Origin of the sequence: Pseudomonas sp. 21LCFQ010 (assembly GCF_024129905.1) — a bacterium.
GTDB lineage: Bacteria > Pseudomonadota > Gammaproteobacteria > Pseudomonadales > Pseudomonadaceae > Aquipseudomonas.
The window spans coordinates 1-13,566 of record NZ_JAMYDZ010000001.1 but is presented as its reverse complement, the minus strand read 5'-3'; the positions used below and the strand labels follow the sequence as shown (position 1 = coordinate 13,566).

General features: G+C 61.6%; 11 protein-coding genes and 1 pseudogene. 4 read left to right on the top strand and 8 right to left on the bottom strand.

Features of this window, described 5'->3' with window-relative positions; all coding sequences use genetic code 11:
* Positions 1–8: 8 nt before the first annotated feature.
* From NJC38_RS00060 to NJC38_RS00045, 4 genes are all read right to left on the bottom strand, one after another.
* A complete protein-coding gene (locus NJC38_RS00060) occupies positions 9–2,207 on the bottom strand; it encodes a TonB-dependent siderophore receptor (RefSeq protein WP_253110063.1) in 2,199 nt (732 codons plus the stop codon).
* A gap of 185 nt (positions 2,208–2,392) precedes the next feature.
* Positions 2,393–3,340: a DNA-binding transcriptional regulator DsdC gene (gene dsdC, locus NJC38_RS00055; RefSeq protein WP_253110061.1), complete on the bottom strand. Its 948-nt coding sequence runs from the start codon at positions 3,338–3,340 to the stop codon at positions 2,393–2,395.
* 32 nt (positions 3,341–3,372) lie between these two features.
* Entirely contained in the window at positions 3,373–4,722 is a 1,350-nt protein-coding gene (locus tag NJC38_RS00050) for a D-serine ammonia-lyase (protein WP_290447094.1), read from the bottom strand.
* An 18-nt stretch (positions 4,723–4,740) separates the two neighbouring features.
* Complete coding sequence (locus tag NJC38_RS00045) at positions 4,741–6,084, bottom strand: gluconate:H+ symporter (protein WP_253110059.1); 1,344 nt, start codon at positions 6,082–6,084, stop codon at positions 4,741–4,743.
* 323 nt (positions 6,085–6,407) lie between these two features.
* On the opposite strand from NJC38_RS00045, the gene NJC38_RS00040 reads away from it, so the two are divergent.
* The 3 genes from NJC38_RS00040 to NJC38_RS00030 all read left to right on the top strand — a co-directional run bounded on the left by NJC38_RS00040 (position 6,408) and on the right by NJC38_RS00030 (position 9,680).
* The gene (locus tag NJC38_RS00040) at positions 6,408–8,039 is read left to right on the top strand and encodes a methyl-accepting chemotaxis protein (protein ID WP_253110057.1); all 1,632 of its coding nucleotides are present in this window, start codon (positions 6,408–6,410) and stop codon (positions 8,037–8,039) included.
* Between the two features lie 145 nt (positions 8,040–8,184).
* Positions 8,185–9,006, top strand: coding sequence for an aldo/keto reductase (locus NJC38_RS00035; protein WP_253110055.1), 822 nt, complete (start codon positions 8,185–8,187; stop codon positions 9,004–9,006).
* A 146-nt stretch (positions 9,007–9,152) separates the two neighbouring features.
* A complete protein-coding gene (locus tag NJC38_RS00030) occupies positions 9,153–9,680 on the top strand; it encodes a hypothetical protein (RefSeq protein WP_253110053.1) in 528 nt (175 codons plus the stop codon).
* A gap of 30 nt (positions 9,681–9,710) precedes the next feature.
* Here the strand turns inward: NJC38_RS00030 and NJC38_RS00025 are convergent, their stop codons facing one another.
* Together NJC38_RS00025 and NJC38_RS00020 are read right to left on the bottom strand one after the other, a co-directional pair.
* The gene (locus tag NJC38_RS00025; protein ID WP_253110051.1) at positions 9,711–10,691 is read right to left on the bottom strand and encodes an arsenic resistance protein; all 981 of its coding nucleotides are present in this window, start codon (positions 10,689–10,691) and stop codon (positions 9,711–9,713) included.
* A 36-nt stretch (positions 10,692–10,727) separates the two neighbouring features.
* Positions 10,728–11,348 (bottom strand): hypothetical protein, encoded by a 621-nt coding sequence (locus NJC38_RS00020; protein ID WP_253110048.1) that lies wholly within the window; start codon positions 11,346–11,348, stop codon positions 10,728–10,730.
* A 254-nt stretch (positions 11,349–11,602) separates the two neighbouring features.
* Here NJC38_RS00020 and NJC38_RS00015 point away from each other — a divergent pair, with 254 nt between their 5' ends.
* Positions 11,603–12,349: a transporter substrate-binding domain-containing protein gene (locus tag NJC38_RS00015; protein ID WP_253110046.1), complete on the top strand. Its 747-nt coding sequence runs from the start codon at positions 11,603–11,605 to the stop codon at positions 12,347–12,349.
* A 19-nt stretch (positions 12,350–12,368) separates the two neighbouring features.
* Here the strand turns inward: NJC38_RS00015 and NJC38_RS00010 are convergent, their stop codons facing one another.
* Entirely contained in the window at positions 12,369–12,998 is a 630-nt protein-coding gene (locus tag NJC38_RS00010) for a LysE family translocator (RefSeq protein ID WP_253110045.1), read from the bottom strand.
* 132 nt (positions 12,999–13,130) lie between these two features.
* A pseudogene (locus NJC38_RS00005) lies at positions 13,131–13,566 on the bottom strand (transposase); the annotation flags it as partial.

Sequence of the window (13,566 nt, the reverse complement as noted above, 5' to 3'; positions counted from 1 at the left end):
CTGAACGTTTAGAAATCAATCGTCCCCGAGAACTTCACCAGACGCGGCTCACCCTGGGTCAGGTAGCCGCCGTTGGCCGAGGCCCAGTAGTTTTTGTCGGTGATGTTTTCCACATTCACACGCAGGGTCAGGTCTTTCCAGGCCTTGAAGCTGTAGCGGGCGCCGGCGTCGAAACGATTCCAGGTCGGCAGGCTCAGGGTGTTGCTGGCGTTGGCGTACTGGCCGCCGGTGCGCAGGGCGCGGGCGTTGAGGGCCAGACCTTCGATACCCGGCACGTCCCAATCGACGCTGGCATTGAGCTGGAAGGTCGGCACGCCAATGGCGTGGTTGCCGTCATTGGTGCCGCCTGCGGTGTTTTCCAGCTGCGACCTCATACGGGTGCCGCCGGCCATCAGGCGCAGGCCTTCGACCGGCTCGCCGAACACGCTCAGCTCGATACCTTTGTTGACCTGCTCGCCGTCGCGAATATAAAGCTGCTGGTTGCTGTCAACGTAACCGTCGCTGGGCTTCTCGATGCGGAACACCGCCAGGTTTGCGCCAAAGCTCTGCAGGTCAAGCTTCACACCGGCTTCCAGTTGCTTGGTGCGGCCCGGCGGGAAGGCCTGGCCCAGGTTGGTGATGTTGGTCCCTGAAGCGATGGGGCCACGGGCCAGACCTTCAATGCGGTTGGCGTACAACGAAACGCTTTCAACCGGTTTGTAGACGATGCCATAGACCGGAGTGGTAATGGACTCGTCATAGAGCGAACTGCGGCTGCCGTTGTTGGCCGGGTTGATAACCCCGTTGGAACTTGTGCCGTCATACAGGTAGTTTTCGACACGCAGTTGCTGACGGCGCAAACCATAGGTCACCAGCAGCTTGTCATCGAACAGCCCCAGGGTGTCGGAAATCGCCAGGCTGCGGTTGCGGGTCTTGCCGGTCACGCCCGGATCACCCATTTCACCACCGGTGCTGGAAACCACCGTCGGCATCGGCAGGCGCCCGCCGCTGTAGATATTGGTGTTGCCCGGTGTCGAGCGGTAAAAGACGTAGGCGTTTTCCTGCTGGGTCCAGATGGTCGACGCACCAACAGCAATCTGATGGCTGACCGGACCGGTCTGCAGGCGGCCGTTGAGGCCGGCACTGAAGGTGGTGTTGTCTTCGTTGTGCGGAATTTCCGAACCGCCGACGGTTGCCGCGCCGTTGTTGCCTACCAGGGTCGGGGTGCCGTAGATCCCGGTTTCACGGGTGTGCTTGACGCCACCGGCCAGGTAGGCGGTCCAGTTGTCGCTCAGGTCCCACTCGCCGCGCAGCATGCCGAAGGTGTCTTCGGTCTCGCTGTAGGTCCAGTCCTGGCCATAGTTGTGGCTGGCACTCGGCGCGCGGGGTACACGAGTGGCATTGCCGATCTGCACGGTGTTGCGCAGGTGGTTGATGCCCTCTTTCTGGTAACCGAAATCGCTGGATACCCTGAAATTGTCGCCACGGTAGTCCAGGCCGGCCACAAACAGCTTGCTGCGCTGGTCCTGATCGTCGATGGCGGTTTCGCCCTCGCGCTGGCTCAGGTTGACGCGCGCGCCAAAGCGGTTGTCTGCGCCGAAACGCTGGCCCAGATCCAGGTGTTCGCCAATCCGGCCATCAGTGCTGATGTCTTGGGTGTAGCGACGAGTCGGGGTGTCGCCGGCGCGCTTGGGCTGCAGGTTGACACCGCCGCCCAAGCCGCTGCCGGTGGGGGTCACGCCGTTGATAAAGGCGTTCGGCCCTTTGAACACCTCGACCCGCTCCAGCGCATCGATCGAGAGAATCTGGCGTGGCAGCACGCCGTATAGACCGTTGTAGGAAATGTCGTCACCGCTCAGAGGCATGCCACGAATCACGAACACCTGAGACTGGTTGCCGAAACCGAACGACTGACGCACCGACGGGTCGTTGAGCAGCACGTCGCCAACGTCTTCAGCCTGCTGGTCTTCGATCAGCCTGGAGGTGTAGCTGGTCATGATGAACGGCACATTCATGTTGTCCTGATTGCCCAGAATGCCCATCTGCCCGCCGCGCGCGACCTGACCGCCGGCATACGCCTCGGGCTGGGTGCTGGTATTGGCTTTAACGGCCGTGGCATTGACATCAGTAGCGCCCAGCTCGACGACCTGATCAGCAGCGTGAGTGGTGAAGCTTGCGCAGCAGCAGAGTGCGAGCAGGGTCGGGCGGGAAGGAAAACAAAGGGCCATGAAACGGGGTACCTGGGCAAGAGTGATTGAGGCCTTCCTGGCAATACGGACGCTTCTCAAAAGACAAAGAGTAATAAGCGCTTTTGAGAACCGTTCGTATGAAATCACAATTTTTTCACATCTGCCCGAACCTTTTATCGGAAATGCTCTGAAATACTTCTTTCAAGCGCTCTGCGCTGCCGGTTTCAGGGCTGTGTTGCCTCCCCGGCCAGTGCCCGCAGCCAGTCGATCAGCACCTGCAGGCGCTTGGGCATGTTTGAGTGAGCAGGATGGACCAGATAGTAGCCATGGTTGCCACAATCGACGAAGTCACCGAAGGGCAAGACCAGTTCACCGCGCTTGATATGACTACGCACCAGACGTTCGCGGCCAATCGCGATGCCGCCATGGCCCAGCGCACTGGTCACGCACAGGTCTGACCGGTCAAAGGTGATCGAATGTTCCGGCAGATAATCCAGCGCACCCGCCGCCTTGGCCCAGAGTCGCCACTCGGCATCGAACGCGGCGTTTTCCCAGGCTTCGACGTCATGCAGCAAGGTGCAGGCATGCAAGCGAGACGGGGTGTGGAGCAGCGCTAGCCGCCTTGCATACTCCGGGCTGCACACCGGGGCGATGCGTTCGCTCATCAGCAACGTGCTGACCAGACCGGGAAAACCGTCGCTGGCATAGCACAGCGCCAGATCGATCTTGCGTGTACGGTAGTCGATTCGTTCGTTACCGACCCGGATGTCCAGTTGCACCTGCGGATACTGTGCGGCGAACCGGCCCAACTGCGGGACCAGCCAGCAACGCGCAATCGAAGGCCTGACATACAGGGTCAGCGGGCCGGCCACCGGCGCGTCGGCCTGCTGCTGGAACACTTCAGACAAGCTGTCCATGGCGTCCTGCATAATCAGGAAGATCCGCTCGCCATCATCGGTCAGGCTGATTTCCCGGGGCAGGCGCCAGAACAGTTTTACATGCAGGCTGCCTTCGAGCCGGGCAATCCGGTGGCTGACCGCACTGGCCGTAAGACACAGTTCATCGGCGGCCCGGGCAAAGCTCATGTGCCGGGCCACCACCAGAAACGTATGCAAGTTGGTCAGGTTGCGGCCGGTCAGCCGCTCTCCTGCCCGGTGTCCCCAGTACGGCATACTCACCCCCTTCGCGAAACTGCGGGCCGCGATTATAGGAGGGTCGGCGCTGGCTGAGCCTTGCGCAAATAGTCACTGAATTCGTCAGCCGGTACCATGCTGCCGCCGGTGGCCCAGATCAGGTGCGTTGCCCTGGCGGCTGTTTCTGGATCAAGTCCGATACGCTGCCGGTACGGTTGGTCCTGCAATACCCTGAGCATCCCCGGCGCGCCAGCCAGTGCCGACGGCTCAAGACGTATGCCTTCGTGCTCGAAAACCCAGCGCAGCAGCCGATAGAGTTGCGCATCGTCCACCGTGTAGTAGCCGTCGATCAGCCGCTGCATGGCCTTGCCGACAAACCCCGACGCACGCCCCACCGCCAGCCCGTCGGCGGCGGTGAGGTTGTCGATGCCGAAATCCTGAACGCTCACCGCATCGTGCAAGCCGGTGTACACCCCCAGCAACATGCACGGGGAATGAGTGGGTTCAGCAAACACGCAATGCACAGCGTCACCGAATACCAGCTTCAAGCCAAACGCCACGCCGCCGGGACCACCGCCCACGCCGCAAGGCAGATAAACGAACAACGGATGCTGCTCGTCGACGACGATGCCCGCTTCGCTCAACTGCCCGGCCAGGCGTTCAGCGGCCACGGCATAACCGAGAAACAGATGTGGCGAGTTTTCATCATCGACGAAGTAGCACATCGGGTCCGCCTCGGCCTGACGCCGCCCCTCGGTAACCGCAACACTGTAGTCAGACTCGTACTCCAGCACCTGCACACCATGCGCGCGCAGCCGGTCTTTCTTCCATTGCCGGGCATCGGCAGACATATGCACGCAAGCCTGGAAGCCCAGCGTGGCACTGATGATGCCGATCGACAGCCCCAGATTGCCGGTCGAGCCTACCGCGATGCGGTACTGGCCGAAAAATGCCCTGGCCGCGTCGCTGTCCAGTTTGCGATAGTCATCGCCCGCAACGATCAGACCGGCCTGCAGTGCGAGGTCTTCGGCGTGCTTGAGCACTTCATGAATACCGCCGCGGGCCTTGATCGATCCGGACACCGGTAACTGGTTGTCGGTCTTGAGCCATAACCTGCCGCTGTCGTCCAGACCGGCCTCACTCAACAGGTGTCGACGCAACGACTCGACCGGCACCACGCCAGATTCGATGATCCCGCCAGCCTCGGCCGTCTCGGGGAAAACACTGGCCAGGTAAGGCCCGAAGCGGCGCAGCCGGGCACTGGCGGCAGCCACATCCTGCGCGGTCAGCCCTACATCGCCCAAGGCTTGGGCCGTCGGCACGACAGCCGGGTTGAACCACTGGGTTTCGCGCAGTGCGACCATCGTCTCCAGCACCGGGTGAGACTGGTACCAGGCGGGCAGGGTCTTGTTGTGAATCATGGGTTATCTCCAGATAGATCAGACAAACCGGGCCAGCAGCAGCGTGGCCAGCAATGCAGTGAACGACGCCACAACCGTCGCGCCGGTAAATTTCTTGATGGCCTCCGACAGCGACAACCCCAGATACTCTTTCACCACCCAGAACGCCGAGTCGGTGACGTGGGTCCAGCCAATCGCACCGGCGCCGATCGCAATGACCATGATTTCCGGGCTGTATTGCGGGTACTGGGCCATGACCGGCAAGACGATGCCGGCAGCACTGATCATCGCCACAGTGACCGACCCGACGGCAAAATGCAGCAGCCCCGCGATCAGCCAGGCCAGGATGATCGGGTTCAAGGATGACTGCTGCAGCACTGCGGCCATTGCCTTGTCCATACCACTGCCAATCAGCACCTCGTTGAACGCCCCGCCAGCACCGATGATCAGCACGATGCCAGCCAGTGGCGCGAGGCAACGTCCGGTCAGCTCAAGCAGTTGTGCCATCCCCTGGCCCTGACGCAGACCGAACGACCAGTAGGCGAAGGACACCGCGATCAGCAGCGCGATCAGCGGGCTGCCGAGAAAAGCGACCCATTCATACGCCACGCTGCCTTGCTCCAGCACGGTGATCGCCAGCGTCTTGCCGACCATCAACAGCAGCGGCAGCAACACGGTGAACAGGGTCAGAACGACACCCGGCGCACGAACCTCAAGAGGCTGTTGCTCGTTGTGCCCGGCAAGAAAAGCCTGCTGGCCGGGCGGCGCCAGGCGCGGGCAGAACAATCGGGCCCACAAGGGACCGGCGATGACCGCGGTCGGCAGCCCCACCAGTACGCCATAGATGATCACCTTGCCAATGTCGGCGCCGAGCAGGCTGGTCACTGCGGTGGCCGCCGGGTGCGGCGGCAGGATGGCATGCACCACCATCAGCGACACGGCCAGCGGCACCCCCAAGTAGACCAGGCTCAAACCGGTCTGCCGGGCAACCACATAGATAAGCGGGATCAGCAAGACAAAACCGACTTCGAAAAACACCGGAATGCCGACAATGAACCCGACCAGCATCATGACCCAGGCTGCGCGCTGGCTGCCCAGCGATGACAGCAGGGCTTCGGCGATGCGTCGGGCGCCGCCAGACACCTCCAGCAGCTTGCCGAGAATGCTGCCCAGGCCAATGATTGCGGCCAGAAAACCCAGGGTGCCGCCGACGCCTTTTTCGATGGCGGCCAATACCGCCAGCGGCGCCATGCCAGCCCCGACGCCGACCATGAGGCTGGCGGTCAGCAACGCCAGAAACGGGTGGATGCGAAAACGACCGATCATGACGACGATCGTCACGATGGCAGCGCCCAGGATGAGCAGTGAAGTGGTGGGACTCATGCAGTGACCTCCGTGATGCATCTGGCAGTGGATCTGTTGTGCCAGGCAGATTGGAGGCTGGGCAGGCAAGGCTCAAACGATGATCCGTCAGCCCTTGCATGAGCGCAGATCAGCATCAATAGCCTTAACGAAAAACCATTAGAAACAAAAACTTACAGATTTAATCCGGCAAAACGGACACGACTAAAGTAGTAGCAACATGACATAAAAATTAACGTGACCGAATTCTAAACTTTGGTCAGCATACGCCGACAGCCTTGATAACAGAGTGCCTTGCTGCCAGCCCCTCCCCCCAATAACAACAACATAAGGCGACCAATGCCATGAGCATGCGTAATCTCTCTATCAGCCGGCGCTTGTGGCTGATTCTCGTCGTCTGCATCCTGATGCTTTTCGTGCTTGCTGCAGCCTTGCTCAAGCAGACCCGTGACGATCTCTACCAGGCCAAAACCCTGAAAACCATGCATGTGGTGCAGACCGTCAGCGGCATCCTCAAGTATTACAACGGTCTGGAAACTGCCGGCACCCTGACTCGCGAAGCCGCCCAACAGCAGGCGCTGTCAGCCGTGCGCGGGCTGCGCTACGACCAGAACGACTACTTCTGGATCAACGACCTGCGCCCGTTCATGGTCATGCACCCGATGAACACCAAGCTCGAAGGCCAGGACCTGTCGGCCATCAAGGACCCGGACGGGCTGGCGCTGTTCAATGAAATGGTCGCCATAGCCAAGCGCCAGGGCGCAGGGGTCGTCGACTATCGCTGGCCCAAACCCGGTGCCAGCGAGCCGGTGCTCAAGACCTCCTACGTGCAACTGTTCGAGCCATGGGGCTGGGTACTTGGCTCCGGGGTGTATGTCGATGATGTGGCCGCCGAGTTCCGCGGCCAGGTGATCAAGGCGGCGCTGGTGTGCCTGGGCATCAGCCTGATCATGGCGCTGCTGGTGATCGTCATCGTGCGCAGCATCGTATTGCCATTGCGCAAGGCGGTGCAGGCCATGGCCAACGTGGCGAGCGGCGAAAGCGACCTTACCCGTACCCTGGAAACCGACGGCAACGACGAAATCACCCTGCTCAGCCAGCACTTCAACACCTTCACCGCCCAGTTGCGCCATGTGATCAGCCAGTTGCAGCAATCGGCCGTCGCGCTGGGCGAAGCCTCGCGGGAAATGGGCGGCAGCGCCGAGCAGGCCCAGGAGCGCAGCCAGCAACAATCACAACAGATGGAGCTGGTCGCCACCGCAATCAACGAAGTGACCTATGGCGTGCAGGACGTGGCGCGTAACGCCGAACACGCCGCCAGCGAAATGCGCAATGCCGAATCCGAGGCGCAACAGGGTCTGGTGAACATCGACGGCAGCCTGCGGCAGATCCAGCAGTTGTCTGGCACCATCGAACAGGCAGTCGAAGTGATTCGCACCCTGTCCAGCGAAACCACCCAGATCGGCGGCGTGCTGGAAGTCATCAGCGGTATTGCCGAGCAGACCAACCTGCTGGCGCTCAATGCCGCCATCGAAGCGGCGCGGGCCGGTGAGCAGGGCCGCGGTTTTGCCGTGGTGGCCGATGAAGTGCGGCTGCTGGCGCAGCGCACGCAGAAGTCCACGGCGCAGATCCAGACCATGATCGAAAGCCTGCAAGGCCATTCCGCCGCCGCCGTGAAAGTGATCGGCGACAGCAGCCGCGCCTCGCAACTGACCATCGACCAGGCCAACCTGGCCGGCCAGAGCCTGAACTCGATCAGCCAGGCATTGCGCAACCTCAATGGCCTGAACGCCTCGATCGCCAGCGCCACCCTGCAGCAGTCCCATGTGGTGGATGACATCAACCAGAATGTCACCCAGACCGCGCAACTGTCGCAGAACACCACCCTGGCGGCCGAGCAGTCCAGCGCCGCCAGCCTCAACCTCGCACGCCTGAGCCAGCAGTTGAATGACTGGCTGCGGCCATTCAAGGTCTAGGGGACTTGAAAAGGGAGTGGCCATTTCCTGCGTCCTTCGCCTCGCCTGACACGATTTGGCGCTGCAAGGACCGGCCTGCCGGGGTTGAACCCGGCGGGCAATTGCCTATCCAAGCCTGTTATCCAGACCAACAGGAGCCCTTGATATGCGTACTCTGAAACTGGCGGGCCAGACCGTGCCGACGCTGGGCCAGGGAACCTGGCACATGGGCGAGAAAAGTCATCAGCGCTCGGACGAAATTGCGGCGCTGTGCCAAGGCATCGATCAGGGCATGACCCTGATCGACACCGCCGAAATGTACGCCGATGGCGGCGCTGAAGAGGTCGTTGCACACGCCATTCGCGGGCAACGCGACAAGCTGTTCATCGTCAGCAAGGTCTACCCGTTCAACGCCAGTAAGCAGGGCACGGCCAAGGCTTGCGAAGCCAGCCTGCGCCGACTGGGCACCGAACATATCGACCTGTATTTACTGCACTGGCGCGGCCAGTATCCACTGGCCGAAACCGTGCAAGCCTTCGAGCGCCTGCGCGAGCAAGGCAAGATTGGCGCCTGGGGCGTGTCCAATTTCGACGTCTCAGACTTGCTGGAGCTGGACGACTCGCGCTGCGCGAGCAATCAGGTGCTGTACAACCCGTCACAGCGCGGGATCGAATTCGACCTGCTGCCATGGGCCGCCGACCGTCATCTGCCGCTGATGGCGTACTGCCCGATCGGCCAGGGCGGCGACCTGCTCTGGCACCCGGCCCTGCAAGCCGTTGCCCGTCGCCACAACGCCACCCCCGCGCAGGTCAGCCTGGCCTGGGTATTGCGCCAGGACAATATGATCGCGATTCCCAAGGCGGTGAATCCCGAGCATATCCGTCAAAACGTCGCGGCGCTGGACATCCGTCTGAGCGAACAGGACCTGGCCGACCTTGACCGCGCCTGGCCCGCGCCGCAGAGGAAGATGCCGCTGGAGATGGTGTAAACACCCGGCACCGTGTGAAAACGCACCGACCTGGCAAGCAGCAGAACTCATCCTTTAATCGGCGGTCAGAGGGGGCGCCCAACGGGATGTTTTCTCGATATCGGTGGCGCGCCTGCTGCGCCGCCAGACCTGCCAGGGAGCGGATGATGCGTTCAAATTTCAAGACCTTCGGCACCTGCCTGTGGCTGGGGGCCGTGCTCGGCATGAGTGGCTGCAGCTCGCTGATGATGGGCAAACAGTATGTCTTTCCCAAGCCCGAAGAACCTTCAGCCACGGTGCGCCTGCAATACACGCCAGGCACTAATCTGCGGCTGATCAGCATTGGCGAAGACCGTTGCTATGCTGGCTACACGCCTGCCCCTGGCGCCAATGGTTTCTTCGACACCCCAGTACACGTCGGCAAAGAATTGGTTCTGGCCTATGCACTGAGCAGTGGCGACAAGGTTTGCCAGGTGCCCTTCTCGTTCATTCCTGAACCGGGCGCGATCTATACCCTGCGAGCCGGAAGCTGGACCCAGCCCAAACAAAGCTTCCTGTTCAATCAGACGGTCGACCAGGAGTACTGCGGCGTACAGGTCATCAAGAGCCAGAACGGCGTAGAGAGCGTCGAGCCAGTGCAACACCTGCGCATGCGCCCGGGGTTGTGTGTGAAGTTCCTCAAGACCGGCACCTGAACCACGGCTGCGGTGCCACCCAGCCGGGTGTTACTGATCAGCCAGCGTGCCCGCGCTGGTTGCACCAAGTCTTGGCAACACGCGCACATACACCAGCTCACTCAGCAACTCGACCAGGGTCTGGGTGATAATCACCGCTGGCAGTACCGCAAGTGCACCTGGCACCGCCAGGCCCAGCGGCAGCACCACCAGCGAATTGCGCGTCGCACTGCTGAACGCCACCGCCCTGCCCGCCGCTGACTCCAGGCGCCAGCAGCGGGCGACCCACCATCCTAGCAACGGCGCCGCCACGGCAAACGCCAGGTACACCGGAATCACCGCCAGCGTGGCTGGCAGCGCAGTCTCGATACGCGGGCCCACGGCCGCCACCACGATAAACAGCACCAGCGCAGTGGCCGGCACCGGGCACAGGCCCAACACGCTATTGATGCGCGCAACTGGCGGGCTTTTGCCAGCCAGCAACTGCACCGCAGCGGCCAGCAACAGCGGCGCCGCAATCAGCCAGGCAAACGCATGGGCAAACGGCCCGACCTGCACCACCGCCGCTGCCGCTTCACCGAGAAAGGCATTGAGGTACAGGGGTAAGGCCAGCATCTGGGCCAACAACAGCGCCGGGGTCGCCGCCAGCAGCAAGCGGGCATCACCACGCCCCAGATGGGTGAACGTCACCACATAGTCGATACAAGGCGCCAGCAGCACCAGCAGCACACCCAGCCGGATCAGCGGATCGGCGGGCATCAATGGCAGCAAGGCGAACACCAGCAGCGGCACCACAATGAAATTGGCGGTCAATAACGCACCGAGAAACCTCAGCCGGGTAAAGGCCTGGCCCAGTTCAGCGACCGGCACCTGCAAAAAAGTGACGAACAGCATGAACGCCAGCGCGGGATTGATCAGCGCCTCTAGCTCAGCAGTCGCCGGCAACGCAAACGCTGAAGCACCAGCCAGCAACACGGCAATGAAATAGAGGCTGGTTTGGTTATTTTCCAGAGCGTCACGAGCGGCCTGCATGCAGGAGTTCCTTTCAAGAGTGAAGACGGCAGGCCTTCAGAAGTCCCCTGCCGGGTTGGCTGCACTGGGCGGATCATCCTTCCAGCACTTCGGGTAGCGCGCGCATACCCCGTAACGCCGATCAAGATCGGCCATGCGTGCCTGATGAATACGGCCATACTCAAGCAGCGCAACCTGAAACTCACGCTTGTATTTATCAGCGAAGATCAGGTTACTCGCCCTGATGGCACGGTAATCAGCATGTTCATTGCCTGGCACGCCGTACTTGAGAAGCGCGGGGTCCCTTTTTTGCAGGCTATCGCGATACCAATCGATGGTCGACTGCAATACACGGTCTTTGCCCGCTTCGACTTCGGTCAGCGCCAGATCCATGTTGCGCCGGTACTCGCTCCAGTACTGAGGACTCAGAGCAATGCCCATTGTCTCTTTGCGTTCGGTGATCGCAGCCTCCAACGCGGCCTCCCGCGCCGACTGCATTGCAGGGCCGGTGAGTGGCTTCATGCCATCGACCACCGCGGCATTGATCGTTTGTTCAATCATTGCCTCGCGAGTCTGTGGGTCAGGCTGTGAGCCCCCCCTGTGATTACACGCGCTCAGCACAATGGCAGCGCCTGCCACCATCGCCAGCAGCGCTGTTTTTTTCAGAACAGCAATCATGGGTTATCTTCCTTGAGAAGAAAGCGCAGGGTCCAGCCAGGCATTGTCCTGGCCAAGGTTCAGCGCACTGACTCACACAGCTCGCTCAAGTTCCCTCATGGCAGCCATGCCTGCCTGAAAACCTCCTGCACGTGAGCGTTGCATTGATCCACCCGCCGCAATAGCGATAACAGAACACTACGACGGGCTATTCTTAGCCTGCTGCTTCAAACGATACACGCCTTTGACAGCATTCCCTTGGCCAGGCAGAACACGTGAAAAAATCGACACTCATTGCCGTACTGTTCTGCCTGTCGCTCGGCACCTTCGCCAAGGCCGGGCCGTATCAGGTCGTGACCGAAGAGTGGGCGCCGTACAACTACCTGGAGGGCGACCGGCTCACCGGCATGACCACCGAGATCGTGCGTGCCATCATGAACCTGACCGGTGACGACTTCGAGGTGACACTGCTGCCGTCCATGCGCGCCAGCCTGACCTTGCAGACCCGCTCAAAGACCATCATGTATTCGATGTTTCGCACCGCTGCGCGCGAGCCGTTGTACAAGTGGGTCGGCCCTATCGTCGAAGAGTCCATCCATGCCTGGCAACGAGCCGATGCTGCGCCCCTCGAGACCCTTGAACAACTGATGCGGGCCGCGCAAATCACTACCCGGCACGCCGGCCTGCTGCCAGACACGCTGCAAGCACAGGGCTTCACCAACCTCGACAGAAGCGCCACCGAAAACCTGCAGTTGTACCGCATGCTGCTGGCCGGGCGCACCGCAATCATCGTCGGCGACACCGACGCCGGGGTGGCGCACTACAGCCGCCAGTTGCAGATCGCCCCCGGCATGCTGCGGCGGATTCCCGTCGAGTTGTATCGCTCAACGCTCTACATTGCCTTCAGCCTCGACAGCGAAGACCAACAGGTGGCCGCCTGGTCCAGCGCCCTTGAGCAACTGCGTGCGTCGGGCGAACTGGCGCGGATTCAAAGGCGCTATGAACAGCCTGACGGCCCATGAGTGACCTTTGCCAGGGCCTTCAGCCCGAACGCTCAAGAAACAGCAAGCGCACCGCCAGGGCCGTCATCACCCCGGCAAACCCATAATCCCCCCAGCGTCGGGCCATCCGGCTTCCGCCAAGGCTGGCGCCCAGCCGCGCAGCGCAGATTCCCAATACGGTATTGAAGATCAGTGCAATCAGCGCCAGCAAGGTGCCAAGCATCAGCAATTGCAGGCCAACCTGTCCGTTGGCAACGTTGACGAACTGCGGCAGAAAGACCATGAAAAACAGCAGCGCCTTGGGATTGAGCAGGCAGTTGAGTGCGCCGCGGATGAAGACCTTGCGCAGTGAGGCCAGCCTTGCCGGAGCCTGATCATCAGCAGACGCGGCGCGCAAGGTCTGCCAGGCAATCCATAACAGATACCCGGCGCCCAACAGGCGCAGCACATCAAACGCGGGCTGCCAGCTCATCACCAAAGCCCCGACGCCGGCACTGACCAGCGCAGTCATCAGCAGATCCGCCACAGAAATCCCCAGTGCCGCGGCAAAGCCGCCCCGCCAGCCATGCGCCATGGCGTGACTGGTGACAAACAGCATGTTCGGGCCGGGAACGATCAGCAGCAGCATCGCCGCGATCAGGAACAGGTACAGATTGGTCGCGTCCAGCATCAATGCCTCTCCATAGGCTCAGGCTCCGGACAATAGCTCAATGCGCAGACCTGGCAACAGGTACAGTGGCAGGCTGTTTAAGGCCAACATTGACATCCTCCCCGGCCTGAAGGCCGGAGATTCCTACGGCGCTCAGGCGCGGCACCGAGCCGCCCCCGAGTCGCTTCGGTGGGTTCCTGCTGCTGGCGCCATGACCTCTGCGCTCACTTCACAGGCTAACCGGGCGTGTCCCGCCCTTAGTACATTGATCGCCCCGACCACATCGGCGTTGCCTTCAAAACCACATCCCACGCACCTGAACAGCGCTTGCGTCTGGCGGTTGGCCGCCGACACATGGCCGCAACACGGGCACCTGCGGCTGGTATTCTGCGGAGGCACGGCAATCAGCCAGCCGCCGCGCCACGCCAGCTTGTAGTCCAGTTGGCGACGGATTGCGTACCTGCAAGTCTTCGATACACACCATCGCGTGGTTTTGGCTGATCGTGGTGGAGCACTTGTGCAGGTAGTCGCGGCGGGCATTGCCGATGCGCGAGTGAATGCGCTGGACGCGGGCTTTCGCCTTCTTCCA